This is a genomic window from Mesorhizobium sp. M0768 (assembly GCF_040320195.1).
GTDB lineage: Bacteria > Pseudomonadota > Alphaproteobacteria > Rhizobiales > Rhizobiaceae > Mesorhizobium.
Map to the genome: position 1 here is coordinate 93,602 of NZ_JAMYPD010000014.1, position 23,779 is coordinate 117,380.

General features: G+C 64.8%; 22 protein-coding genes. 13 read left to right on the top strand and 9 right to left on the bottom strand.

Translation table 11 applies throughout. The features are described from left to right. Positions 1–175: 175 nt before the first annotated feature. The 4 genes from msrA to NKI08_RS19040 form a co-directional block, all read right to left on the bottom strand. Positions 176–904 carry a peptide-methionine (S)-S-oxide reductase MsrA gene (gene msrA, locus NKI08_RS19025; RefSeq protein ID WP_352771421.1) on the bottom strand — a complete coding sequence of 243 codons (729 nt, stop codon included), beginning with the start codon at positions 902–904 and terminating at the stop codon, positions 176–178. A gap of 77 nt (positions 905–981) precedes the next feature. Then, the gene (locus NKI08_RS19030) at positions 982–1,296 is read right to left on the bottom strand and encodes a hypothetical protein (RefSeq protein WP_352771423.1); all 315 of its coding nucleotides are present in this window, start codon (positions 1,294–1,296) and stop codon (positions 982–984) included. Between the two features lie 78 nt (positions 1,297–1,374). Further along, positions 1,375–2,091, bottom strand: coding sequence for a DUF1223 domain-containing protein (locus tag NKI08_RS19035; protein ID WP_502898622.1), 717 nt, complete (start codon positions 2,089–2,091; stop codon positions 1,375–1,377). A gap of 186 nt (positions 2,092–2,277) precedes the next feature. Then, positions 2,278–3,309, bottom strand: a complete 1,032-nt coding sequence (locus tag NKI08_RS19040) for a pilus assembly protein TadG-related protein (RefSeq protein WP_352771425.1) — start codon at positions 3,307–3,309, stop codon at positions 2,278–2,280. On the opposite strand from NKI08_RS19040, the gene NKI08_RS19045 reads away from it, so the two are divergent. The 7 genes from NKI08_RS19045 (at position 3,260) to NKI08_RS19075 (ending at position 12,331) form a co-directional block, all read left to right on the top strand. After that, entirely contained in the window at positions 3,260–3,388 is a 129-nt protein-coding gene (locus NKI08_RS19045) for a hypothetical protein (RefSeq protein WP_352771496.1), read from the top strand. The genes NKI08_RS19040 and NKI08_RS19045 overlap by 50 nt on opposite strands. 134 nt (positions 3,389–3,522) lie before the next feature. Then, positions 3,523–5,328: a translation elongation factor 4 gene (gene lepA / locus NKI08_RS19050; RefSeq protein WP_352771427.1), complete on the top strand. Its 1,806-nt coding sequence runs from the start codon at positions 3,523–3,525 to the stop codon at positions 5,326–5,328. A 267-nt stretch (positions 5,329–5,595) separates the two neighbouring features. Then, complete coding sequence (locus NKI08_RS19055; protein WP_352771429.1) at positions 5,596–6,108, top strand: hypothetical protein; 513 nt, start codon at positions 5,596–5,598, stop codon at positions 6,106–6,108. Between the two features lie 274 nt (positions 6,109–6,382). Further along, positions 6,383–6,757 (top strand): hypothetical protein, encoded by a 375-nt coding sequence (locus NKI08_RS19060; protein WP_352771431.1) that lies wholly within the window; start codon positions 6,383–6,385, stop codon positions 6,755–6,757. A 376-nt stretch (positions 6,758–7,133) separates the two neighbouring features. Continuing rightward, positions 7,134–7,757, top strand: coding sequence for a CDGSH iron-sulfur domain-containing protein (locus tag NKI08_RS19065; protein WP_352771433.1), 624 nt, complete (start codon positions 7,134–7,136; stop codon positions 7,755–7,757). 246 nt (positions 7,758–8,003) lie between these two features. Next, positions 8,004–10,031 carry a hydantoinase/oxoprolinase N-terminal domain-containing protein gene (locus NKI08_RS19070; RefSeq protein ID WP_352702080.1) on the top strand — a complete coding sequence of 676 codons (2,028 nt, stop codon included), beginning with the start codon at positions 8,004–8,006 and terminating at the stop codon, positions 10,029–10,031. 128 nt (positions 10,032–10,159) lie between these two features. Further along, complete coding sequence (locus NKI08_RS19075) at positions 10,160–12,331, top strand: malate synthase G (protein WP_352771435.1); 2,172 nt, start codon at positions 10,160–10,162, stop codon at positions 12,329–12,331. 252 nt (positions 12,332–12,583) lie between these two features. Here NKI08_RS19075 and NKI08_RS19080 read toward each other — a convergent pair whose 3' ends face one another. The 4 genes from NKI08_RS19080 to NKI08_RS19095 all read right to left on the bottom strand — a co-directional run bounded on the left by NKI08_RS19080 (position 12,584) and on the right by NKI08_RS19095 (position 16,830). Beyond that, positions 12,584–14,113, bottom strand: a complete 1,530-nt coding sequence (locus NKI08_RS19080) for a YifB family Mg chelatase-like AAA ATPase (RefSeq protein WP_352771492.1) — start codon at positions 14,111–14,113, stop codon at positions 12,584–12,586. 167 nt (positions 14,114–14,280) lie between these two features. After that, positions 14,281–15,222: a glutathione synthase gene (gshB, locus tag NKI08_RS19085; RefSeq protein ID WP_352491152.1), complete on the bottom strand. Its 942-nt coding sequence runs from the start codon at positions 15,220–15,222 to the stop codon at positions 14,281–14,283. A gap of 217 nt (positions 15,223–15,439) precedes the next feature. Next, on the bottom strand, positions 15,440–15,814 hold the full coding sequence (locus tag NKI08_RS19090; RefSeq protein WP_352771437.1) for a GtrA family protein: 375 nt from the start codon (positions 15,812–15,814) through the stop codon (positions 15,440–15,442). A gap of 8 nt (positions 15,815–15,822) precedes the next feature. Then, on the bottom strand, positions 15,823–16,830 hold the full coding sequence (locus tag NKI08_RS19095; protein WP_352472814.1) for a glycosyltransferase: 1,008 nt from the start codon (positions 16,828–16,830) through the stop codon (positions 15,823–15,825). Between the two features lie 129 nt (positions 16,831–16,959). Here NKI08_RS19095 and NKI08_RS19100 point away from each other — a divergent pair, with 129 nt between their 5' ends. The 6 genes from NKI08_RS19100 to NKI08_RS19125 all read left to right on the top strand — a co-directional run bounded on the left by NKI08_RS19100 (position 16,960) and on the right by NKI08_RS19125 (position 23,401). Then, positions 16,960–18,762 (top strand): GtrA family protein, encoded by a 1,803-nt coding sequence (locus tag NKI08_RS19100; RefSeq protein WP_352771439.1) that lies wholly within the window; start codon positions 16,960–16,962, stop codon positions 18,760–18,762. 132 nt (positions 18,763–18,894) lie between these two features. Further along, positions 18,895–19,662 (top strand): SDR family NAD(P)-dependent oxidoreductase, encoded by a 768-nt coding sequence (locus NKI08_RS19105; protein WP_352614229.1) that lies wholly within the window; start codon positions 18,895–18,897, stop codon positions 19,660–19,662. Continuing rightward, entirely contained in the window at positions 19,662–20,612 is a 951-nt protein-coding gene (locus NKI08_RS19110) for a 2-dehydro-3-deoxygalactonokinase (RefSeq protein ID WP_502899648.1), read from the top strand. The genes NKI08_RS19105 and NKI08_RS19110 overlap by 1 nt, the downstream gene beginning before the upstream one ends. Beyond that, positions 20,609–21,247 (top strand): 2-dehydro-3-deoxy-6-phosphogalactonate aldolase, encoded by a 639-nt coding sequence (locus NKI08_RS19115; RefSeq protein WP_352771442.1) that lies wholly within the window; start codon positions 20,609–20,611, stop codon positions 21,245–21,247. Before NKI08_RS19110 ends, NKI08_RS19115 begins: the two co-directional genes overlap by 4 nt. Next, on the top strand, positions 21,247–22,128 hold the full coding sequence (locus NKI08_RS19120; RefSeq protein WP_352771444.1) for an SMP-30/gluconolactonase/LRE family protein: 882 nt from the start codon (positions 21,247–21,249) through the stop codon (positions 22,126–22,128). Before NKI08_RS19115 ends, NKI08_RS19120 begins: the two co-directional genes overlap by 1 nt. Positions 22,129–22,342: 214 nt before the next feature. Further along, entirely contained in the window at positions 22,343–23,401 is a 1,059-nt protein-coding gene (locus NKI08_RS19125; protein ID WP_352771446.1) for a D-alanine--D-alanine ligase family protein, read from the top strand. Here NKI08_RS19125 and NKI08_RS19130 read toward each other — a convergent pair. After that, on the bottom strand, positions 23,398–23,685 hold the full coding sequence (locus tag NKI08_RS19130; protein ID WP_023679856.1) for a DUF1330 domain-containing protein: 288 nt from the start codon (positions 23,683–23,685) through the stop codon (positions 23,398–23,400). The genes NKI08_RS19125 and NKI08_RS19130 overlap by 4 nt on opposite strands. Between the last annotated feature and the right edge of the window lie 94 nt (positions 23,686–23,779).

Sequence of the window (23,779 nt, forward strand, 5' to 3'; positions counted from 1 at the left end):
GATCTCCCCCCTTGAGGGGGAGATGTCGCTGAAAGCGACAGAGGGGGTCGCCGCGCGTGGAGTGCCAACTTCGTCTTCCTCGATATGCCGGACCGCGTCGCGCCAACCGAACCGACCCCCTCTGGCCTGCCGGCCATCTCCCCCTCAAGGGGGGAGATCAGCAGGCCCCAAAAGCTCAGCTCTTGTTGGCGGCCAGCACCAGCACCGGCTTTTCGCGGTAGAGGTTGGGGAACAGCCGCTTCAGGTTCTCGACCTTGGGCAAATCGTTGTAGACGATATAGGGGTAGGTCGGGTTGAGCGTCAGAAAGTCCTGGTGATAGTCCTCGGCCGGATAGAAGGTCTTGCCGGTCTCCAGCGTCGTCACGATCGGCTTGGGAAACACCTTGGCCTTGTCGAGCTGGGCGATGTAGCTTTCGGCGATCTTTTTCTGCGTGTCGTTTTCGGCAAAGATCGTCGAACGGTACTGGGTGCCGCTGTCCGGACCCTGGTAGTTCAATTGCGTCGGGTTGTGCGCCACCGAGAAATACACCTGCAGCAGCTGGCCGTAGGTCACCTTGGACGGCTCGTAGGTGATCTCGACGGATTCGGCATGGCCCGTCCGGCTGGTGCCGACCATTTCATAGACGGCCGTGTCCTTGTCGCCGCCGGCATAGCCGGAAACGGCGCTGGTAACGCCCTTGACGTGCTGGTACACGCCTTGCACACCCCAGAAGCAGCCGCCGGCGAAGACCGCCTTTTCGGTGCCGGCGGTGGCCTTCTCGTCCATTGCCGGCGGCGGGATCACCACCGCGTCTTCGGCCGAAACTGCCGGCGTCTGCCAGAATACGGCCGCGGCGGCCGTGACGATGAGCGTGGCAAGTGCTGCTTTTGCGAAAATCGACGATCGTTTCACGACTCCGGTCATGTCTGATCTCCCATGATGCTGGTTTGGATTATACGACGGATAGGTCCGCCGGGCTCTCACATTGCTGTGCGCATCGCCTATTTGGCCGGAGCCATGGCATCGCAGGCCTTGGTCGCTTCGGCTTTCTTCATGGCGTCCGTCTCGGCGGCGGCCTTGTTCATGCAGTCGGCCTTCATCGGATCGCCCGCCCTCATCGCGGTCGTGGCCATCGCGTCAGCGGCCATGGCGCCGGCCGGCTTCATGGCATCCGTTGCCGGCTTCATGGCGTTTGTCGCCATCGCCGGCTTCATCGCATCTTCGGCCCGTGCAGCGCCTCCCGCAAACAGCGCCGTCGAGCAAAGTGCGAAGGCGAGTGCCGGCAGGGTCGGGCGATTGGTCAAACGATTGGTCATGATGATCTCCTAGGGTTTGGCAGGGGTTGACGGCATGCGGCGGCGCCGCTGCGCGTTGTGAAAATTTCGGCAGGGTTTTTAGTTCGTAGCGGCAGCAAGGATCGGCCCGCCGCCCGGCACCTGCACCAGCACCGCTGTGCTGAGGCCGCCCGTCGCCGCCGGCAGCGGCAGTGCGGTGGCGTCGCCGGTCCAACTGCCCAGCCTGGTCAGCGAATGCACGACGTTGGCGTGCGGCAGCGTGCGGCCGGTGTTTTCGCCGCGCGCCACCGGCACGTCGACGATGCCCTTGCCGTAACGCACCAGCCAGACGTCGGCCTTGCCGCCGGGCACCGGACCGGCGCCGATGCTGACCTTTCCGCCGGCGAGCGACAGCGAAGGTCCGTCACCGTGGCCGCCGCTCGAAATCAGCTGCTCGATCTCGCCCGGCCTGGCGCCGACGGCATCGGCCCTGCCATTGACCACCACTTGCGGCGTGAACGGGCCGGAACGGCCGAGCGACGGTTCATAGCGGACCTGGCGCTGCGTGAATTCTTCTTTGCCGAATGTGTCCTTCCAGCCGAGATAGTCCCAGTAGGTGACGTTGAAGGACAGCGCCAGCACGCCGGGCCGGTCCTTGACCTTGATCAGATTGGCGTTGGCCGGCGGACAGGACGAACAGCCCTGGCTGGTGAACAGCTCTACGACGGTCAGCGTCTCGCCGGCGGCCGCGCTGGTTGCCGACAGCACAGTCGCGGAAAACAGTGCCGCGGCGAGCCCCATCAGGGCTGTGCTGCGTTTCGCTGTCGATCCGGGCATCGCATTTCTCCTGCGCAGACATCGTGTCATGTCCACACTTCGCCGCCGACGCACGCTTCGTTACAGCATCACCGCTTCGTGATTGAGGAGAAGTCCGAGTTCCTAGAGCATTAGCGAGGGCCGAGGCAATGTCCGATCTCCCCCCTTGAGGACCCACAAGGGGGAGGTAGGCGACTCAAGTCGCCCCTATTGTGTAAGCACGGTTTCCGAAGGCCGCTTGTTGAACGCGCACTTGCCGGTCACAAAATAGGAAAAATCGGCATCGTCTATGGTGTTGTTGGTAAGTGATCCGCCATCTTCCCACGCTTGACTGCTGGTGATGCCGCACGGCACGGCCTCAAAGATGTCGACAGTCGTATTGGCCAGCGTCTTGACCTTGTCGATGAACAATCGGTCGGACGTGGCCGGATCGTCCGATCGCAGGGTTTCTTTCGTGCCCGAGGCCAGATAGCCGCCGCCAAGACCAGGATTGGGATTCGGAATCTTCATCTCCAGAGACAGGTTATCCATGTCCTTCACGTCGATCACCGCACCGGCGCCGGTCGCGGGATACATCGTGTTGACACAGGTGGTTGCGTATTTCCTGGTACCGCTGATCTGAGTGATTGTGCCGGTGGGCAAGCCATAGAAGCTGGTCACTGTGACGGTCGTGCATACTTGTTTCTGGACCAGCGTCTCCGTCGTTCCGTTGATCGTGTAAACAGAGGACGTCCCGTAACCTTTGGGATCGCCAAACCTGTTGTACGCGTAGGAGATCCTCATCAGCTTGTTGGCCGCCGCGTCACCGGGTTTCGTGCCGTAGAGCGTCACCGTCTTGTCCCACCAGCCAGAGATCTTGTCGACCTTGAACGTGGCCTCCACCAATGCCGGCCGCTTTGTCACTGCCGACGCAACGCCGACCTGCACCGTGTTGATCCTGGCGATCTGCATGAAATTCGTCGGCATGGCAAAGCCGGCCGAAGCCTTGATGCTGGCGGCGCCGTCGGTGGCGACGACGAAGCTGTCGAGCTTGGCCGTGCCTTGCCCGCCATTGGCCAGGTATGAGTCCTGCAGGCTTACCTGGCGGTCCGCCAACGTCGTGGTCGTCGCAAGCGTCGTGATCGACAGCGACGCTGCATCGAGGGCGTTCTGCATCGATGCCCTGGTTGAAACCGCGGAGGTATAGTCGATGGAAAAACCCAATGCGGCAACCATGGGGATAAGCAAGATGGCGAGCAATGGCGCGAACGAGCCGCTCACCGATCTGAGAAATTTGCGTGCTGACGGCGGCATTCCGATCCCCCCGAAACGGCGATAGACCGGTGGGCTACCACGCCGGGCGCAAACTATGCTCTAATCTCATGGATCAAAGTTTAACGACTTTGCCGCCCCGCCGCCGCACCCGCGTCCCGCCGCTTGCCGATGTACCGTGCCCCTGCTAAAGCGCGCCGCATGACCACGCCGATCAAGAACATCCGCAACTTCTCCATCGTTGCCCATATCGACCATGGCAAATCCACGCTTGCCGACCGGCTGATCCAGTCGACCGGCGGGCTGGAGCTGCGCGACATGAAGGAGCAGGTGCTGGACTCGATGGACATCGAGCGCGAGCGCGGCATCACCATCAAGGCGCAGACGGTGCGGCTAAAATACCGCGCCAACAATGGCGAGGACTATATCCTCAACCTGATCGACACGCCCGGCCATGTCGACTTCGCCTATGAAGTGTCGCGCTCGCTCGCCGCCTGCGAAGGTTCGCTGCTGGTCGTCGACGCCTCGCAAGGCGTCGAGGCGCAGACGCTGGCCAATGTCTACCAGGCGATCGACAACAACCACGAGATCGTCGTGGTGCTGAACAAGGTCGACCTGCCCGCCGCCGAGCCCGAGCGCATCCGCGAACAGGTCGAGGAGGTGATCGGCATCGACGCCTCCAACGCCGTGCTGATTTCGGCCAAGACCGGCCTCGGCATTCCCGACGTGCTCGAAGCGATCGTCAACGATCTGCCGCCACCGCGCGAGGGCGACATCACGGCCCCGCTGAAGGCGATGCTGGTCGACAGCTGGTACGACGCCTATCTCGGCGTCATCGTGCTGGTCCGCATCATCGACGGCGTCTTGAAAAGGGGCCAGACCATCCGCATGATGGGCACCGGCGCCAGGTACCTGGTCGAGCGCACCGGCGTCTTTACGCCCGCCCGCATCAATGTCGACGAGCTCGGCCCCGGCGAGTTCGGTTTCTTCACCGGCTCGATCAAGGAGGTTGCCGACACCCGCGTCGGCGACACCATCACCGAGGACAAGCGGCCGACGGCGCAAGCCCTGCCCGGCTTCAAGCCGGCACAGCCGGTGGTGTTCTGCGGCCTGTTCCCGGTCGACGCCGCCGATTTCGAGGATCTGCGCGCCGCTGTCGGCAAGCTGCGCCTCAATGACGCGTCCTTCTCCTTTGAAATGGAAACCAGCGCCGCGCTCGGCTTCGGCTATCGCTGCGGCTTCCTCGGGCTGCTGCATCTCGAAATCATCCAGGAGCGGCTGGAGCGCGAGTTCAATCTCGACCTCATCGCCACCGCACCTAGCGTCGTCTACCGCCTGCTGTTGAACGACGGCTCGGTCAAGGAACTGCACAACCCGGCCGACATGCCCGACGTGGTCAAGATTGCGGCCATCGAGGAGCCGTGGATCCGCGCCACCATCCTCACCCCCGACGACTATCTCGGCGGCATCCTAAAACTCTGCCAGGACCGGCGCGGCATTCAGGCCGACCTCTCCTATGTCGGCAAACGCGCCATGCTGATCTACGATCTGCCGCTCAACGAGGTCGTCTTCGACTTCTACGACCGGCTGAAGTCGATCTCCAAGGGCTACGCCTCCTTCGACTATCATTTGACCGACTACAAGGAAGGCGACCTGGTGAAAATGTCGATCCTGGTCAATGAGGAGCCGGTCGACGCGCTGTCGATGCTTGTCCACCGCACGGCGGCGGAAAAGCGCGGCCGCCAGATGTGCGAGAAGCTGAAGGAGCTGATCCCGCATCATCTGTTCAAGATCCCGATCCAGGCGGCGATCGGCGGCAAGGTCATCGCCCGCGAGACTATCTCGGCGCTGCGCAAGGACGTCACCGCCAAATGCTACGGCGGCGACGTCTCACGCAAACGCAAGCTGCTCGACAAGCAGAAAGAGGGCAAGAAGCGGATGCGGCAGTTCGGCAAGGTGGACATCCCGCAGGAGGCGTTTATCCAGGCGCTGAAGATGGGGGATTGAGAAGCCGGTTGGCGCGCACAGCGCGCCAAGCCATCGATCCAGTGAATCGATGGCAGGCTTCGAAAGCGGGGGAGCTGCCGGAAGCAGTGGGCCCCCGCCAGCGCGGCGCTGAAGCTGCATGGTGGAGCATGGTGGAGATTGGGCAGAAGAGTGCGACAGGTCAGCAAGCTGGATACGCGCCGGCCATTGCGACCCTTCAGGACAGCGGACCATCATTGGAGAATGCCCCATCCCGAAGTATCCTCGCGTCGGCTTGGGGAGACATCAATGCGTTCCACCTTGGACACCATTGCCGCGATCGGCCTCGCCATCGGCGGCGCTCTGGGCCTCGCCGGCACCTTCGTCGAGAGCGCGCCACTCCGCGAAACGCTCTGGACGATCGACGGCGTGGCGCTCGTGGTGGCGACGGCGCTGCTGACGATGAAGTATCAGCGGCTGGACAATGACTGCGTGGCCGCCGGATTTCTGACCTTTCTCGCCGGCGAGAGCCTGCTGCTCGCCGGCAATGCGGCCGGGCTTGAGGCCAGCGTGCCCTCCTATGTCGGCGGTATCTCGCTTTGGGCGGCGGCGCTGGTCATGGTCAGCGCGCCGAAAACCTTCGCGGTGTGGATGCGGCTTACCGCTGTCGTGGCGGCTGTGCTGTTCGTCGTGTCGGCCGGCCTGATCCTGTGGGGTGCGCCTTTGCTGCCGACCTCGGCGCCGCTGCCCGCTGCCGGATATCCCTTCCTGGTGCTTACATTCATCGGCTGGATCTGGTCACTGCTGAAGCCTGGCCGGTGAGGCGAGTCGGACCGCCCCCTCTCCGGCCGCTTCGCGGCTCCCCCACTTTGTGGGGGCGAGGAACCCAGGTCTTGTGAGGCTTTCGGCGATTGGCATTTCCTCGCCCCACGAAGTGGGGAGAGGTGGTTTGCGAAGCAAACCGGAGAGGGGTCTTCCTTGGCAACGCTGCGCCTTTCGCGATGTGCAAATGGCGCACCCCCTTCCACCCATCCCGCCGCCATGCCATGCTCTCCCGCGCGCCAGACAGGCCGTGTCGTTCCGGGGGGAAATCATCATGTCGTCCTACGCTTTCGTGCGCCGCGCTGCCGCGTCGCTGTTCATTGTCACGCTGTTTGCGCCCGTCGCGCATGCCGGCGATGTCACCTTCGAGATCAAGAACAGCCATCCGAACGCCATGCGCGTCGAGCTCTACAGCCAGGACCGCGATCATGTCTGGCCGGGCAACAATCAGGATTACTATCTCAACGACGGCGAGACCAAGGCAATCCCGCTGTCCTGCAGTGACGGCGAATCGATCTGCTACGGCGCCTGGGTCGATGGCGACGAGAATACCTATTGGGGCGTCGGCCCCGGCAATACGGAAAAGTGCGACGATTGCTGCTACACCTGCAGTGGCGGCGAGACCGAGGAAATCGATCTGGTGCCGTGACGTAGCAGATCTCCCCCCTTGAGGGGGAGATGTCGCCAAAGGCGACAGAGGGGGTCGCCGCGCATAGAGCGCCAACCTGTTCTGCAGCAGTAGGCCGAGTCCGGTCGGGCCGTCCCGCGAGTGCAGGCCGGCAACGGAATTTCAAAGCTGAAACAAAAAACCCGCCTCGGCAGGCGGGTCGTTGGAGCCAATTGGCACCATACGCAAGTTAGTAGCATAGCTGCCGGCACAAAGCAAGAACAAAATGTGGTGCTGCGAGCAAAAAAATGGGAATTCCCTTAGCGCCGCGCCCGAGGTCGGCCCTCACGAGGGGGAGAATGCTGCCTTGACGTCGTCCTGACTGTCGCCATAGCGTAGTCCGACAGGAGACCCACCCATGGCAGTGGTCGAAGGCGAGAAGATCGACATCGGCTTTTCGGGAAAACGTTGCATCCATTCGCGCAACTGCGTGCTTGGCGATCCGCATGTTTTCGTGCCCAACGCGCCCGGCCAGTGGATCCATCCGGATGCGGCCAGCGTCGAGAAGATTGTGGCGCTCGCCGAAGCCTGCCCGTCCGGCGCCATCACCTATGTCCGCAAGGATGGCGGGCCGCAGGAACAGCCGCCGGTGGTCAACATTGTGCGCATAAGGGAAAACGGTCCGCTTGCCGTCCATGCCGAGATCGTGTTGGGCGGCGAAACGTTTTACCGCGCCACGCTGTGCCGCTGCGGCGCCTCGGAAAACAAGCCGTTCTGCGATGGCAGCCACGCCAAGGCTGGCTTCATCGCCACCGGCGAGCCGGCGCTGAAGGACACGCCGGCGCTGGAGGTGCGGAATGGCCCGCTGACCGTCACACCGACGACCAACGGCCCGCTCAAGCTCGAAGGCAATGTCGAAATCGTCACCGGCACCGGCCACACGGTCGACCGCACGCAACGCACCTTCCTCTGCCGCTGCGGCCACTCCGCCAACAAGCCGTTCTGCGATGGCTCGCACAAGCGCGTGGGGTTTGTGGGGTAGGGGCCGCCGCTATCTCCCTCCTTGAGGGGGAGATGTCGCCGAAGGCGACAGAGGGGGTCGGTGCGTCCTGACGCCAACGCCATCGCGGCCAGAGAATGCCGGCGCTCCACGCGAGACGACCCCCTCTGGCCTGCCGGCCATCTCCCCCTCGAGGGGGGAGATTACGCTGCCTTGGCCCAGCGCTCGTGCCTTTATCGGCCCGTTCATATCCGCTAAGGGGCGGAGACGAATTCTCCGGACCCAAATATGACCGCCAAGCCCAAACCCTCACCCCTGTTCCTCGGCATCGACACCGGCGGCACCTATACCGACGCCGTGCTGTGGTCGGAGGCCGGCGGGCCAAGCGGCAAGGTGCTGGCCAAGGCCAAGGCGCTGACCACGCGGCATGATCTGGCGGTCGGCATCTCCGGCGCGGTCGATGCGGTGCTCGAAATGGCCGGCACCGACCCGGCAGCGATCAAACTGGTATCTATGTCGACGACGCTAGCCACCAACGCGCTGGTCGAGGGCCAGGGCGGCCGCGTGGCGCTGGTGATGATCGGCTTTGCCGAGGGCGACCTTGCCCGCGACGGGCTGAAGGCGGCGCTTGGCACCGACCCGGTGGTGTTCTGCCCCGGCGGCCACGATGTCCACGGCAATGCGGCAAAGCTCGATCTGTCCGGGCTGGAGGCAGCTTTGCCGGAACTGGAAAAGTCGGTGTCCGGCTTTGCCGTCTGCGCCTATTTCGCCACCCGCAACCCGGCGCATGAGCTAAGCGCGCGGAACCTGATCCGCGACAGGACCGGCCTGCCGGTCACCGCCAGCCACGAACTGTCGGCCAAGCTCGGCGGCCCGCGCCGGGCGCTGACGACATTGCTCAACGCCAGGCTGATCTCGATGATCGACCGGCTGGTCGCGGCAACGGAAGGCTTTTTGGCCGCGCGCAACATTGCCGCCCCGCTGATGGTGGTGCGCGGCGACGGCGCTCTGGTCTCGGCTGCCTTTGCCCGCCAGCGGCCGATCGAGACCATCCTGTCCGGCCCGGCCGCCAGCCTCGTCGGTGCCCGCCACATGACCGGCCTCGACGATGCCGTGGTCTCCGATATCGGCGGCACCACCACCGATGTCGCCGTGCTCGACAAGGGCCGGCCGCGGCTTGATCCGGAAGGCGCCACCGTCGGCGGTTTCCGCACCATGGTCGAGGCCGTCGCCATGCGCACTTTTGGGCTCGGCGGCGATTCCGAAGTGGCGCTGGAGGACGGCGCGCTCAGCCCGAAGATCCTGCTCGGCCCGCGCCGCCTGGTGCCGCTGGCGCTGGCCGGCTTGATGCATGGCGAGGCCGTCACATCAGAGCTCGAACGCCAGCTGCGCGCGCCCAACCCCGGCCGCATGGATGGTCGGCTGGCGGTGCGCACCGGCGTGCCGGAGCGGCTGGCGGCCGGACTGACCGGTGCCGAAGCCAAGCTTTACGAGCTGATCGGTGCTGTGCCGCAGGCTCTAGACAGATTGCTGACCTCGAACGCCCAGAACGCCACCTTGAACCGGCTGGTGTCGCGCGGGCTGGTGCATGTCGCCGGCTTCACGCCGTCGGATGCGGCGCATGTGCTGGGCAGGCAGGCCAATTGGGATGCGGCCGCGGCGCGTCTGGGTGCCGAGCTGTTCGCGCGCAGGCGCGACGGCCGCGGCCAGTTCATCGCCGCCTCGCCGGAGGCGATCTCGGAACGGGTGCTGACCGCGCTGACCCGCCTGTCGGCCGAAGTCATCCTCGAAACCGCCTTTGCCGAGGACGGGCTGGATGGCGCTGCGACCGTCGCCCATGCCCTGGTCCAGCGCGCCGTCGACGCGCATCCCGGCATCGCCCGCTTGAGCGTCGCGCTCGACCGTCCGGTGATCGGCCTCGGCGCCTCGGCGCCGCTGCATTATGCCGGTCTGGCCGAGCTGGTCGGCAATCGATGCGTGGTGCCGCAGGATACCGATGTCGCCAACGCGCTCGGCGCCGTCGTCGGCCAGGTCCGGGTATCGGCCGAGGCGCGGGTCAGCCAGCCCAAGGAAGGGCTATTCCGCGTCGCCTCAGGCGAAAGCGTGCGCGATTTCAACGACGAGGCGGCGGCAATCGCCGCGGCGGAGAAGGATGTGCGGGCGATTGCCGCCGGGCGGGCGAAGGACGCCGGCACCGACAGCGCCGAGATCGAAATCGCCAGCGAATACCGCGTCTCCACCGTAGAGGGCCAGCGCATGTTCATCGAGGCGCACGTCGTGGCGGTGGCGTCGGGACGGCCAAGGATTGCGGTGTGAGCGCGTAATCGCCCTCCTCAAGGGGGAGATCGGCAGCGAAAACGCCCTACCTTCACCCTGAGCTGAATTGACCCTGCCACCGTGACATGCCAAAGGCCCGGCCTAGCCTTTCGTCTGGAGAAGCCCTGATGACCGATCGCGTCGAGATCGCCGGATTGCGGATTGCCCGCGAGCTTCATGATTTCGTCGTGAACGAGGCGCTGCCGGGCACCGGCATTGAAGCGGAGGCATTCTGGAGCGGTTTTTCGGCGATCGTCCATGATCTCTCGCCAAAAAATCGGGCGCTGCTCGAAAAGCGCGATGCCATGCAGGACAAACTCGACCGCTGGTATCGCGACAATGGCGCGCCCGTCGACATGGAGGCCTACACGAGCTTCCTGCGCGAGATCGGCTATCTCCTGCCCGAGGGGCCGGCGTTCAGCGTGACCACCGAAAATGTCGACCCGGAAATCGCTTTGGTTGCCGGGCCGCAGTTGGTGGTGCCGGTGATGAACGCGCGTTATGCGCTGAATGCTGCCAATGCGCGCTGGGGCTCGCTGTACGATGCGCTCTACGGAACCGACGTCATCCCGGAGACGGACGGCGCCGAGCGAGGCAACAAATTCAATCCGGCGCGCGGCGCCAAGGTCGTCGCCTGGGTGAAAAGCTTCTTCGACGAGGCGGTGCCGCTCACGACAGGCAAATGGGCCGGCGTCAACGGGCTTTCGGTCGCCAACGGCATGTTGCGGCTCGGCGAGGGTGCCGGCGCCACCACGCTTGCCGACCTCAGACAGTTTGCCGGCTATCGCGGCGATGCCGCCGACCCTGAAGCCGTGCTGCTCACCAAGAACGGCCTGCACATCGAAATCGTCATCGACCGCAACAACCAGATCGGCCGCACCGATCCGGCCGGCATTGCCGATGTCGTGCTGGAATCGGCACTGACCACCATCCAGGACTGCGAGGATTCGATCGCCGCAGTGGATGCGCAGGACAAGGTGCTGGTCTACCGCAACTGGCTCGGCCTGATGAAGGGCGACTTGGCGGAGGAGATCACCAAGGCCGGCAAGAGCTTTGTCCGCAGGCTCAACCCCGACCGCACCTATACCGCGCCCGATGGCGGCACGCTGACCTTGCCCGGCCGCTCGCTGATGCTGGTCAGGAATGTCGGCCACCTTATGACCAATCCGGCGATATCGGACCGCGACGGCAACGAGGTGCCGGAAGGCATCATGGATGCGGCGCTGACGGCGCTGATCGCGCTGCATGACATCGGCGTGAACGGGCGCCGCGCCAATTCTCGCGCCGGCTCGATGTACATCGTAAAGCCCAAGATGCACGGGCCCGACGAAGTTGCCTTCGCCGTCGAGATTTTCGACCGCGTCGAGGCGCTGCTCGGCGTGCCCAAAAACACCATCAAGATGGGCATCATGGACGAGGAGCGGCGCACCACCGTCAACCTCAAGGAGGCGATCCGCGCCGCGAAAGAACGCGTCGTCTTCATCAACACCGGCTTCCTCGACCGCACCGGCGACGAGATCCACACCTCAATGGAGGCCGGCCCGATGATCCGCAAGGGCGACATGAAGCAGGCCGCCTGGATTGCCGCCTACGAAGCCTGGAACGTCGACATCGGGCTGGAATGTGGGTTGGCCGGCCACGCCCAGATAGGCAAGGGCATGTGGGCGATGCCCGACCTTATGGCGGCGATGCTGGCCGAGAAAATCGCGCATCCCAAGGCCGGCGCCAACACCGCCTGGGTGCCGTCGCCGACGGCGGCGACACTGCACGCCACGCACTACCACAAGGTCGATGTCCACGCCGTCCAGGCGGCGCTGAAGAGCCGGCCCAAGGCGAAACTGGACGACATCCTGTCGGTGCCGGTAGCAAGGCGGCCGAACTGGTCGCCTGAAGACGTCCAGAAGGAACTCGACAACAATGCGCAAGGCATTCTGGGCTATGTCGTGCGCTGGATCGACCAGGGCGTCGGCTGTTCGAAAGTGCCTGACATAAACGACGTCGGCCTGATGGAGGACCGCGCCACGCTGCGCATCTCCTCGCAGCACATCGCCAACTGGCTGCATCACGGCGTCTGCACCCCCGAGCAGGTCATGGAGACGATGAAACGCATGGCGGCGATCGTCGACCGCCAGAACCAAGGCGATCTGCTCTACCGGCCGATGGCGCCGGATTTCGACAAGTCCATCGCCTTCCTCGCCGCCTGCGACCTGGTCTTCAAAGGCCGCATCCAGCCCAACGGCTACACCGAGCCAGTGCTGCACGCACGGCGGCTGGAGCTGAAGGCGCGGGATAACGGCTGAACCGAAAGCAACGATGCACGCCGGCCAAGGGTAAGCGCCGGCGTCCCCCTCCCCCTTGAGGGGAGGGTGGGCCGAAGGGCCGGGTGGGGTCGCCAATGCAGTGCGCCAACCCAATTCTGACGGTGCGCCTTAGGAGGAACATCGCAACGCTCCGCACCTCGGCCGGTTTCGAAATGCGACAGGCCGAGCGTCTCACCGGCGACCCCACCCGGCCGCTTCGCGGCCACCCTCCCCTCAACGGGGAGGGGAACGTCACGCCGCCTGCGCCATCCGTTCCGAGCTCATGCGGTAGGAAATCGCTTCGGCCAGATGGATGCGGCCGACCGTCTCGCTGGCCTCGAGATCGGCCAGGGTCCGCGCCACCTTCAAGACGCGGTGATAGGCTCGTGCGGAAAAGCCGAGCTTTTCGCTGGCGTCCCTGAGCAGCGACAGGCCGGCGGCATCGGGCATGGCGATCTCCTCGATGACTGACGGCGAGCAATGGGCGTTGGTGGTGGCGGTCGCGCCGAGCCGCTCGAAGCGCTCGCGCTGGATCGTACGGGCGCGGGCAACACGTAGTGCGACGGCGGCACTTTTCTCGGCCCGGTCCGGCCGGATCAGATCGCTGGCCGAGACCGCCGGCACCTCGATCCTGAGATCGATACGGTCGAGCAGCGGGCCGGAAATGCGCGCCTGGTAGTCGGTGCGGCAGCGATCGCCGCGCAGGCAGCGATAGCCCGGCTCGCCGGCCATGCCGCAACGGCACGGGTTCATCGCCGCGACCAGCTGGATACGCGCCGGATAGGTGACGCGATGATTGGCGCGCGCAATCATGCAGTCGCCGGTCTCGAGCGGCTGGCGCAGTGCATCGAGCGCCTGCGGCGAGAATTCGGGGAACTCGTCGAGGAACAGCACGCCGTGATGGGCAAGCGAGGCCTCGCCCGGCCGCACGCGCAGACCGCCGCCGACCATCGCCGCCATCGAGGCCGAATGATGCGGCGCGCGGAACGGCCGCCGGTCGGTGAGTTTTCCTTCGCCGAGTTCGCCGGCCACCGAGGCGATCATCGAGACTTCGAGCAATTCCTTGGGCGCCAGCGGCGGCAGGATCGACGGCAGCCGCTGCGCCAGCATCGACTTTCCCGACCCCGGCGGTCCGACCATCAAAAGATTGTGGCCGCCGGCGGCCGCCACCTCCAGCGCCCGCTTGGCGGTCTCCTGGCCCTTGATGTCGGCGAGGTCGGGCAGGTCGCGCGCCGCGGCATGGATGCCGGCTTCCGGCCGCGACAGAACCTGCGTGCCGCGAAAATGATTGGCGATGGCGATCAGGCTGCGCGGCGCCAATATGTCGAAATCCTTGCCGGCCCAGGCCGCTTCCGGCCCGCAGGCGAACGGGCAGATCAAGCCCTTGCCTTCGGCGTTGGCACCGATTGCCGCCGGCAGCGCGCCGGCCACCGCGGCAATGGTTCCGTCGAGCGACAATTCGCCAAGCACGACATAGCCGGCCAGCATGTCGCCCGGAATGGCGCCGAGCGCCGCCATCAGCCCGAGCGCGATCGGCAGATCGTAGTGGCTGCCTTCCTTGGGCAGGTCGGCGGGCGCCAGATTGACGGTGACCTTCTTCGACGGCATCGACAGGCCGGATGCATGCAGCGCTGCCTGCACCCGCTCGCGGCTTTCGGCGACAGCCTTGTCGGCCAGCCCGACGATGTGCATGTTGACCTTGCCCGGCGCGATCATCACCTGCACGTCGACCGGCACGGCCTCGATGCCCTGGAAAGCAACCGTGCGAACCCGCGCCACCATGTCTTCACCCCGGATGCAGGCTTTGCCCCAAGCCTTTGCGATCATGCCGCGAACGGCGTCACCGGAGACAACCACAGATTTCCGGCGAAGGCAAGAACATTTGGGGAACAGCTGAGCGCCACGGCTGCAATGGTCCGGAACGCGGCCGCTTCCAGAAGCAATGTACGCTAGTTGCGCTTCTCCTCCACGGCATCCCAGAACAGGCTGGCGATGTCGGCGCCGCCGAAGCGCTGCACTTCGCGTATGCCGGTCGGTGAGGTCACGTTGATCTCGGTCATGTAGTCGCCGATGACGTCGATGCCGACGAGGATGAAGCCGCGCTCCTTCAGCGCGGGGCCGATGCGGGCACAGATCTCGCGTTCGCGTTCCGTCAATTCGGTCTTTTCGGCGCGGCCGCCGACATGCATGTTGGAGCGCGAATCATGCTCGGCCGGCACGCGGTTGATGGCGCCGACAGGCTCGCCGTCAATCAGGATGATGCGCTTGTCGCCACCCCGCACCTCCTTGAGGTAGCGCTGCACGATGTAGGGTTCGCGGAACAACTGGCCGAACATTTCGAGCAGCGAGGCGAGGTTGCGGTCGGCCTCGTGCAGGTGAAAGATGCCGGCGCCGCCATTGCCGTAGAGCGGCTTGACGATGATATCGCCGAACTCCTTGCGAAAGGCGGCGACCTCGAGCGGGTCCTTGGTGATCAGCGTGTCCGGCATCAGGTCGGGAAATTCGGTGACGAAGATCTTTTCCGGGCTGTTGCGCACCCAGGCCGGGTCGTTGACCACCAGCGTCTTCGGATGGATGCGCTCGAGGATATGCGTGGTGGTGATGTAGTTCATGTCGAAGGGCGGATCCTGCCGCAAAAGGATGACGTCCATCTCCGCAAGGTCGGTGCGCACCTTCTCGCCCAGCGAATAATGGTTGCCCTTCTCGTCGCGGACCTGCATCGCCTCGATACGGGCAAACACCTTGCCTTCGCGCAGCGACAGCCGGTCGGGCGTGTAGTGGAACAGCTGGTGCCCGCGCCGCTGCGCTTCCAGCGACAGCGCAAACGACGTGTCGCCGGCAATCGACACGGTAGAGATGTGGTCCATCTGGACGGCGACTTTCAGGGGCATGGGTGCTCTCCGGCGCAGTTGCAACAAACGTGCGTCCACCCGGACGCACATACGCTCCAACACTTTGAATCCATGCATCGTGCTTTCCGAAAATCGTTTCCGATTTTTCGGGCCGATGCATCGACGAGAGCGATATAAGGAAATCGGCGGCCTCTGCCAATCGGCCAAGGTCATGATGAGGCTGCGCTTCTGGCGCAGACCCCAATGCGATGTGCGTTCAGCGGTCGAAGACCAGCTTGGAATAGCCGAGGAAGGACAGCGCCATGGCAACCAGCGAGGCGACCGCAAGGGCGACGAGCGGCGGCACCATCGGCAGCGCGAACAGCATGGCGCAATAGACGAGATAATTGACGAGGCTGGTGGCGATGCCGACGCCGCCATAGCGTGCGCCCTCTTGCGCGACGCCGCGGCTGGAAGGCGAGAAGGTCAGATGGCGATTGATCAGCCAGGTGACGGACAGGGCAAAACCGATCGAGATGATGCGGGCTGCGAAGGGGCCAAGCGGCGTTGTCGCCAGCACCAGCCAAAGCGCCGCCGCGTCGGCGACGAAGCCGATGCCGCCGGCGACCATGAAGCGGGCGAGGCGTCCCATTTAGGGCTCTAAGCCGCCCGTGGGGTCTTGCGCGGTCCGGTCTTCAAAGTCGCGAGCGCACTTGCGCGTTCGCGTTCGACGCGGCCGGAAGGCATCGACAGATAGAAGATGCGCTTCTGCTCGGCCCGGCCGCGCGACACCGAATCGAGGATTACCCCGGTCACCGCCGCCAGCATCGACAGCAGCAGCAGCCCGACCGACAGCACCCACGTCGGCATGCGCGGCACAAGCCCGGTTTCGGCGAACTCGATCAGCACCGGCGCCATCAGAAACAGGCTTGATGCCAGGAAGAACACCGAAAAAGCGCCGAAGAAACGCAGCGGCTGCGTCTCCTTCATCAGCATGGCGAACATCCACAGGATCTTCGCGCCGTCGCGAAAGGTCGACAGCTTCGACGAGGAGCCTTCCGGCCGGCGGCCATAGTCGAGTCCGATCTCGCTGACCGGCAATTTGAGCTGCGAGGCGTGCACCGACATTTCGGTCTCGATCTCGAAACCGCCGGAAACGGCGGGAAAACTCTTGACGAAGCGCCTGGTGAAGGCGCGGTAACCCGAGAAGATATCGGTAAAGTCCGAGCCAAATAAACGTTTGTAGAGGCTGTTGAAGATGCGGTTGCCGAAGGCGTGGCCTGTCCTGCCGGCGTCGTTGGCGACACCGCGCCTGGTGCCCACCACCATGTCGGAGCGCTCGGTCAGCAGCGTGTTGATCAGTTGCGGCGCGTCCTCCGGCGCATAGGTGCCGTCGCCGTCGGCCATCAGGTAGATGTCGGCCTCGATGTCGGCGAACATGCGGCGCACGACATTGCCTTTGCCCTGGCGCGGCTCGCGCACCACGATGGCGCCGGCGGCGCGGGCTCGGAGCGCCGTCAGGTCGCGCGAATTGTTGTCGTAGACATAGATCGCTGCGGCAGGCAGCGTTTCGCGAAAGCGCCGCACCACTTCGCCGATCGTCAGCTCCTCATTGTAGCAAGGCAGGAGCACGGCGATGCTCGGCTCATGGCGCACTTCTTGTGGCATTTTCGTCTCCGGATGCCTTGTGAGGCCCCTGACCGCTCAAACGCCGGCCTCGCTCGGGCGGCTTTACTATTTATTGAAGCTGTTAAGGCTAGGTTTAAACCGCACCGTATTCCTTCCAAAGGTCCCGATATGAGCACAGCCGACGATGGCGCCTCCATTTGGAGGTCCGATATCGCGCTGGCGCTGCTCGCCACGGCGCTGGCGCTTGCCGTCAATGCCTTTGCCGGCTTCCCGGCACTGACCAATGCCGGCGGCGACAACGACAATCTGCTGCGCCTCGTCGAAGTTCGCGACATGCTGGCCGGCCAAAGGTGGTTCGATCTCCACCAGTACAGGATGGGCCTGGAAGGCGGTTTCGTCATGCATTGGTCGCGGCTGGTCGATGCGCCGATCGCCGCCATCATCATCGCCGTATCGGCCCTGACCGGCAGCGCGGCCTTTGCCGAGAATGTTGCGCAAGTGCTGTGGCCGGCGCTGCTCTTCTGCCTGACCGTATTTTTCACGGCTCGCGCCGCGCGCAGCTTTGCCGGTGACAGCGCCGTGCTGCCCGCTGTCGTGATCGGCGCTGCCGCACTGTATTTCCTCGGCATTTTTTCGCCTGGCGCGCTCGATCACCACAATGTCCAGCTGATGCTGAGCATGGCCAGCCTGAGCCTGTTGCTTGAAGCGCCAACGCGCAGGCCGGCGGCATTGCTCTCCGGCCTGTGCACCGGATTGATGCTGGCCGTCGGCATGGAGGTCGCGCCTTATGTGGCCACCATCGGCGCCTCTGTTGCCATGCTGTTCGCCCTCGGCGCCAATGGCGAGAGGCTGATCGCCAGGGATTTCGGCCTCGGCTTTGCCGGCGTCTCCGCTCTCGTCTTTGTCGCCACCATTGCGCCGTCGGCCTGGGGTCAGGCGCAATGCGACGCCTTCTCGACCGTGCAGTTCGTCGTCGGGTCGATTGCCGGAACCGGCCTTGCGGCGATAGCGTCGATCGAGCCGGCCGGCCGCACGCGCCAACGGCGCATCGCCTCGCTTGGCCTGCTTGCCCTGGTATTGGCCGCTGTCATCGTCTTTTTGTTCCCACAATGCCTGGCAGCGCCCTACGCCAACCTCGATCCGCGCCTCAAGGAGCTATGGCTTGATCACATCGACGAGGCGCAGTCGCTGTTCAAGCTGCTCGCTGAAGATCCGGCCGGGGTGGTGGCGCGCTATGCCACGCCGCTCATCGCGCTCGTACTGATGGCGCTTCGCCTTGGCCGTGGCGGCTGGCGGCGGCAGGACAGCCTTGTCGGCGCGCTGCTTGTCGTGGCCTTCATCGTCAGTGCCTGGCAGGTGCGCGGTTCGACATTCTCGATCGCCTTCGCCGTCATCCCGCTTGCCGCCTGGATTGCCAAATGGCGTCAACGGGCAGAGGTCAGCCCGTCGCGCGGCGTGGCGCTGCGCATGGCCGCCGTCTGGCTGGTTTCAGTGAATGCCGTCTGGACTGGGGCTGCCGCGGCGACCTCGGTAGCCTTCGACGACAGCAACACCATGGCGGATAATGGCGACGGCGCCGATGTCGCTTGCCAGCGCATGGCCTCCTTTGCGGCGCTTGGCCGCCTGCCAGGCACCACCATACTGGCAATTTCCAATCTCGGATCGCCGATCCTGGCCTATTCCGGACATCGCGTCTTCGCCGGGCCCTATCATCGCAACGTCGCCGGCAACCTGTTGGCGCTCGATGCCTTCCTTGGGTCCGATGCCGATGCCAGGACCATCCTGGCGGATCATCACGTCGGCATCGTCGCGCTGTGCCCCGGCAGCGCCGAAAGCAAGCTCCTCGCAGCCAAGGCGCCGGCAGGCTTTCTTGCCGGGCTGATGCGCGGCAGCGTGCCGGAATGGCTTGAGCCGGTTGCCGGGACCAGCGGAGCCGCCGTCGAATTGTACCGCGTCCGGCTGGGCAGCTGATCGATCGGCGGCCCGTGCGGCCTTTTGTCGGACATAAGTCCTGACAATCCACTCTTTCGCCCTTGCCCGCCCGACACGGCTGGATAGGATGCGCGCCGGCCGACCGAGATCATTGGACCGGGAGAGAATTTCATGATGCCATCGGCACGCTTTGCCGACCTCGAAGGCGCTTCGGTGCTGATCACCGGTGGCGGCTCCGGCATTGGTGCTGCCTTGACCGAAGGTTTTGTCCGCCAGGGGGCAAAGGTCGCCTTCATCGATATCGCCGACCGTCCGAGTGTGGCGCTGGCCGATCGGTTAGACAAGGAACTGGGCCGGCGGCCGCTTTATCTCAAGACCGACATACGCGACATCGAGGCGTTGCGGCTATCGGCGGCTAAAGCCGCCAAGGCGCATGGCGACGTGACCGTGCTGATCAACAATGCCGCGCAGGATGACCGCCATGCCGTCGAAGACGTCACGGTGGAGTTCTGGGACAACAACCATGCCATCAACCTGCGCCCGCATTTCTTCAGCGCACAGGCGGTGGCGCCGGGCATGAAGCGGGCCGGCGGCGGCTCGATCATCAACTTCACCTCGACCTCGTTTCTCATCAACCATCCCGATATGCCGGCCTACACCGCCGCCAAGGCCGGCATCGTCGGTCTCACCAAGGGTCTTGCCGGCAAGCTCGGCGTCGACGGCATCCGTGTCAACGCGATCGCGCCCGGCTGGGTGATCACCGAGCGGCAGAGAAAGCTCTGGGTCACCGAAGAAGCGCTCGCCGCTCATGTCGCCAAACAGTGCATCAAAGAGGTGATGCAGCCGGAAGACATTGTCGGCACTGTGCTGTTCCTGGCGTCGGATGCCTCACGCATGCTGACCGCGCAGATGCTGATCGTCGATGGGGGATTCCTGTGATCTCATCGAGCAAGGCAGCTTCCGTCGCGGCCGTCGACTGGGGCACCACCCGCATGAGGGTCTGGCTGCTCGACGGCGCCGGCAAGGTTCTCGCCGAGCGGCGCGGCGATGACGGACTGATCACCGCCCAGGCTAAAGGATTTTCGTCCATTCTCGAAGGGCATCTGGCTGCCTTGGGCGCAGCCGAGGCGCTGCCGGTCATCATTTGCGGCATGGCCGGTTCGCGCCAGGGCTGGCTGGAGGCACCCTATGTCAGCGTGCCGGCGCCGATCGGCGCTATTCTCGCCGGCGCTGCCCGCATTCCCGGCCAGCGCCGCGACATCCGCATCGTGCCCGGCCTTGCCCAGCGTCTGGCCGACGCCCCGGATGTCATGCGCGGCGAGGAGACGCAGCTTGCCGGCGCCGGCTTGCCGGCAAAGGGACGCCATCTCGTCTGCATGCCTGGCACCCATTCGAAATGGGTGCTGGTCCAGGACGGCTCTGTTGCCGGTTTCGGCACCTGGCCGACCGGCGAGCTGTTTTCGGTACTGGCCGCGCACTCGATCCTGCGCCATTCGCTGGGCGAGCCGCCGAGGCCGGTTGCCGCCGAAAATCCATTTTTCCGGGAGTGGTGCCTGAAGGCGTTGGCCGAAGGCGGTGACATCGGTTCAAGACTGTTCTCGATCCGCGCCGCCAGCCTGCTGCAGGATCTGAAGCCCGAGGATGCCGCCGCCTGCCTGTCCGGCCTGCTGATCGGCGGCGAGATCGCTTCGGCAAATCGCCGTTATGGGGCGAGTGCCGTGCCCGTCGTGCTGATCGCGTCGGGCGCACTCGGCAAGCTCTATGCCGACGCCCTCGGCCTTGCCGGGCTCGCGGTCAGGGTGGTCGACGCCGACGAGGCGGTGCGTGCCGGTCTTGCCGAAGCCGCGCGCGAAAATGGCATGATCGCCGGAAATGGAGTTGCCGCATGACCGAAACCGCACCTTTTCCAAAGCTCGAGCGGGGTCTGGTCGCCATCCTGCGTGGCCTGAAACCAAACGAGGCGGTGGCGATCTGCCAGGCGATCTTCGGCGCCGGTATCGAAGCGATCGAGGTGCCGCTCAATTCGCCCGAGCCCTTTGTTTCAATCGCCAGCATTGTCGAAGCGCTTCCTCCGACGGCGCTGGTCGGTGCCGGCACGGTGCTCAGCGCCGCCGATGTCGACGGCCTGCACAAGGCCGGCGGGCGGCTGCTGGTCAGCCCCAATATCGATGCCGAGGTCATGGGCCGTGCCAAGCAGTACGGCATGGTGATGATGCCCGGCGTGTTCACGCCGACCGAGGCATTCCAGGCAATCCGGCTCGGCGCCTCGGCATTGAAATTCTTCCCGGCTAGCGTGCTTGGCGCGGCAGGCATTTCGGCGATGCGCGCGGTGCTGCCGGCCAGTGTGCTGGTCGGCGCGGTCGGCGGCGTTTCAGATAAGGATTTTGCCGGCTACAAGGCAGCCGGCGTCAGCGTCTTCGGTCTTGGCTCCAGCCTCTTCAAGCCGGGCATGAGCGTCGACGAAGTGGCAGCGCGAGCGAAAGCCGCAGTTCAGGCCTGGGACGCGGCGTTTGGAGTGGCATGATGAGCGAGACCATTGTTTCGGTTTTTTCCGACCATGTCTGCCAACTCGGCGAGGGACCAAGCTATGACCCTGCCACCGACACGCTCTACTGGTTCGACATCGTCAACGGCCAGCTCCTCGAACAGCGCCTGTCGGGCGGTGCCGTCAAAATCCACGAGCTCGGTCAGAGGGCCAGCGCCATCTGCATCATCGACGACCAACGCCAGCTGATCGCCACCGAGACCGGTCTGCATGTCCGCGACGTCGCGACCGGCAAGCTGACGCTGCACACGCCGATCGAGGCCGACAATACGGTCACCCGCTCGAACGATTCACGCGTTCACCCTTGCGGCGCGCTGTGGGTCGGCACCATGGGCAAGGGCGAGGAGAAGGGTGCCGGTTCGATCTACTGGTTCTTCAAGGGCGAGCTGCGCCGGCTCTATGCCGACGTCACGGTGCCCAATTCGATCTGCTTTTCCGAGGATGGGACGATCGCCTATTACACCGACACCAGCACCGGGCTGTTGATGCGCGTCGGCTGCGATCCGGTGACCGGACTGCCGGTTGGCGAACCGAAGGTCTTCGTCGACCACCGTTCGGCCAAGGGCTATATCGATGGTTCGGTGCTCGACCGTGACGGCATATTGTGGAACGCCTGCTGGGGCGGCAGCGTCGTCGAAGCCTATGGACCCGACGGCAAGCTCGTCCGTTCGGTGGCGATGCCGGCGACGCAGCCTTCCTGTCCGGCTTTCGTCGGCAGGAATGCCGACCGGCTGGCGGTCACCTCCGCCTGGTCGGGCAAGAGCGAGAAGCAGCGCCTGCTCGACCCGCAAGCCGGCATGACGTTCATGCTCGACATTCCAGTCAATGGTCGCTTCGAGCCGCGTGTGCTGATTGGCTAGACCCATATCTAGCACTGTCGTGCAGGCGTCCAGCTGACGTCGGTTCCGCGAAAGCCGAATGCGCTCGCCGTGCGATGCTTGAACGCTTCATCGTTTCGCAGGAACGCTGAACCGCTCTATCTCTTTGTTTTGACGCAATTCCGGACGGAAAACCGTTTCACGCTTTTCCTAGAATTGCTTTAGGCAATCGTGCTGCCGGGAAATCGTTTCGATCATGTCAAGCCGCGAGCCGAAGCTGATCCTTGTCTACGAGCCGGAAAAGGCTTGCTTCGATCGGCTGGTCGCCGATAATCACGTGCCGGAGCATGCCGCCGAAATCGCCTCCTATCTGGCGCAATCGACCGATATCGCTGCTGAATTCGACGCACTTGCCGCCGCTTGCCAGAAGCGCGGCCTGTCATTTGCGCCGGTGACGCTCGACGACGCCGCAAGCGTTCTCGGCGGCGAGGACCCGAAGACCACGCTTGTCTGGACGCTGACCGACGGCGTCGCCTATTTCCGCGGCGGCGCCGCACCGGCTCTGGTACGGCTGAATTGCCTGAAGGCGATCGGCGCCGACGATGCGCTGTTCGCGCTCTGTCAGGACAAGTTCCGGTCCGGCGCCGTGCTCGGCGCGCTTGGCCTGCCGGTGCCGCAGGCGGGCCTTGCCCGTGACGGCGCCTGGCTGGTCGCGCCACCGGCCTCGCCCGCCGGCTGGTTCGTCAAGCCGAACCGGCTCGGCGCCAAGATCGGCATCTGGCCGGATTCGCACTGCCACGATCTCGGCCACGCGCTGGAGCTTAGCCGACGCGTCTTCGCCGCCTATCGCGACGATGTCATCGTCCAGCCCTATGTCGCCGGCCGCAACGCGCGCGCCAGTTTTCTCGGATTGAGGACGGATACCGGCGTCGAGGCGCTGGGCATCGCCTTTGTCGATTCGGGCGGCGATTTCCAGACCATGCAGGACAGCCTGGCGCTTTACGGCGATACCGGCGCAGCGGCGAAAGCTGCGGGAAAATATACCGAGCCGGTGCTGCTGCCGGTCGCCGGCAGCCAGCCTGAAGCCGATGCAAGAATCCGTCGCATCGCCGAACGCCTGATGGTCGGGCCTGGCCTGCGCGACGTCTTTTCCATCGACCTCCGGGTCGAAGCCGACGACAGCGTCCACCTCATCGAGTTCGAGGTCTGCCCCGGCCTGCCCTGCTTCGATTTCCGCGATTACTGTCGCCAGCAATGGGGCTTGAGCCTCGCCGACGCGATGGCGGAGGCAGCGGCGAACCGGCTTCTCGCCTAAATCCCCTCGACCAGCACGATTTCGCCCTCGGCCACCTTCTGGCGGATCGCGACGGCGCGCTGGTATTCGGGCGAGTGGTAGCAGTCATGCGCCGCCGCAAGCGACGGAAACTCGATGATCACGTTGCGGTCGCGGCCCGGCCCCTCGGCCTTCTCATGCGCGCCGCCACGCGCCAGGAACTTGGCGCCGAAGCGGTCGAAGGCCGGTTTGGCAGCTGCGACATAGTCCTTGTAGCCTTCCGCATCGCGCACGTCGACGCGAGCGATCCAGTATCCCTTGGGCATGCTATTTCTCCTGGTTTTTGGCCGTGCGCGGACCGATTTTGAAAGTCGCTCCGGTGAAATGGCGGGGGGTGGTTTCGGGAACCGGAGCGGAGCG

What these genes read in the sequence shown, in the direction of transcription:
- NKI08_RS19125 (WP_352771446.1), top strand. Translation starts at nt 22,343, where the DNA reads ATGTCAAGCCGCGAGCCGAAGCTGATCCTTGTCTACGAGCCGGAAAAG.
- NKI08_RS19035 (WP_502898622.1), bottom strand. Translation starts at nt 2,091, where the DNA reads ATGCCCGGATCGACAGCGAAACGCAGCACAGCCCTGATGGGGCTCGCC.
- NKI08_RS19120 (WP_352771444.1), top strand. Translation starts at nt 21,247, where the DNA reads ATGAGCGAGACCATTGTTTCGGTTTTTTCCGACCATGTCTGCCAACTC.
- NKI08_RS19070 (WP_352702080.1), top strand. Translation starts at nt 8,004, where the DNA reads ATGACCGCCAAGCCCAAACCCTCACCCCTGTTCCTCGGCATCGACACC.
- NKI08_RS19090 (WP_352771437.1), bottom strand. Translation starts at nt 15,814, where the DNA reads ATGGGACGCCTCGCCCGCTTCATGGTCGCCGGCGGCATCGGCTTCGTC.
- NKI08_RS19045 (WP_352771496.1), top strand. Translation starts at nt 3,260, where the DNA reads ATGGAAAAACCCAATGCGGCAACCATGGGGATAAGCAAGATGGCGAGC.
- NKI08_RS19115 (WP_352771442.1), top strand. Translation starts at nt 20,609, where the DNA reads ATGACCGAAACCGCACCTTTTCCAAAGCTCGAGCGGGGTCTGGTCGCC.
- NKI08_RS19065 (WP_352771433.1), top strand. Translation starts at nt 7,134, where the DNA reads ATGGCAGTGGTCGAAGGCGAGAAGATCGACATCGGCTTTTCGGGAAAA.
- lepA (WP_352771427.1), top strand. Translation starts at nt 3,523, where the DNA reads ATGACCACGCCGATCAAGAACATCCGCAACTTCTCCATCGTTGCCCAT.
- NKI08_RS19100 (WP_352771439.1), top strand. Translation starts at nt 16,960, where the DNA reads ATGAGCACAGCCGACGATGGCGCCTCCATTTGGAGGTCCGATATCGCG.
- NKI08_RS19095 (WP_352472814.1), bottom strand. Translation starts at nt 16,830, where the DNA reads ATGCCACAAGAAGTGCGCCATGAGCCGAGCATCGCCGTGCTCCTGCCT.
- NKI08_RS19030 (WP_352771423.1), bottom strand. Translation starts at nt 1,296, where the DNA reads ATGACCAATCGTTTGACCAATCGCCCGACCCTGCCGGCACTCGCCTTC.
- NKI08_RS19055 (WP_352771429.1), top strand. Translation starts at nt 5,596, where the DNA reads ATGCGTTCCACCTTGGACACCATTGCCGCGATCGGCCTCGCCATCGGC.
- NKI08_RS19130 (WP_023679856.1), bottom strand. Translation starts at nt 23,685, where the DNA reads ATGCCCAAGGGATACTGGATCGCTCGCGTCGACGTGCGCGATGCGGAA.
- NKI08_RS19080 (WP_352771492.1), bottom strand. Translation starts at nt 14,113, where the DNA reads ATGGTGGCGCGGGTTCGCACGGTTGCTTTCCAGGGCATCGAGGCCGTG.
- NKI08_RS19060 (WP_352771431.1), top strand. Translation starts at nt 6,383, where the DNA reads ATGTCGTCCTACGCTTTCGTGCGCCGCGCTGCCGCGTCGCTGTTCATT.
- NKI08_RS19105 (WP_352614229.1), top strand. Translation starts at nt 18,895, where the DNA reads ATGATGCCATCGGCACGCTTTGCCGACCTCGAAGGCGCTTCGGTGCTG.
- msrA (WP_352771421.1), bottom strand. Translation starts at nt 904, where the DNA reads ATGACCGGAGTCGTGAAACGATCGTCGATTTTCGCAAAAGCAGCACTT.
- gshB (WP_352491152.1), bottom strand. Translation starts at nt 15,222, where the DNA reads ATGCCCCTGAAAGTCGCCGTCCAGATGGACCACATCTCTACCGTGTCG.
- NKI08_RS19075 (WP_352771435.1), top strand. Translation starts at nt 10,160, where the DNA reads ATGACCGATCGCGTCGAGATCGCCGGATTGCGGATTGCCCGCGAGCTT.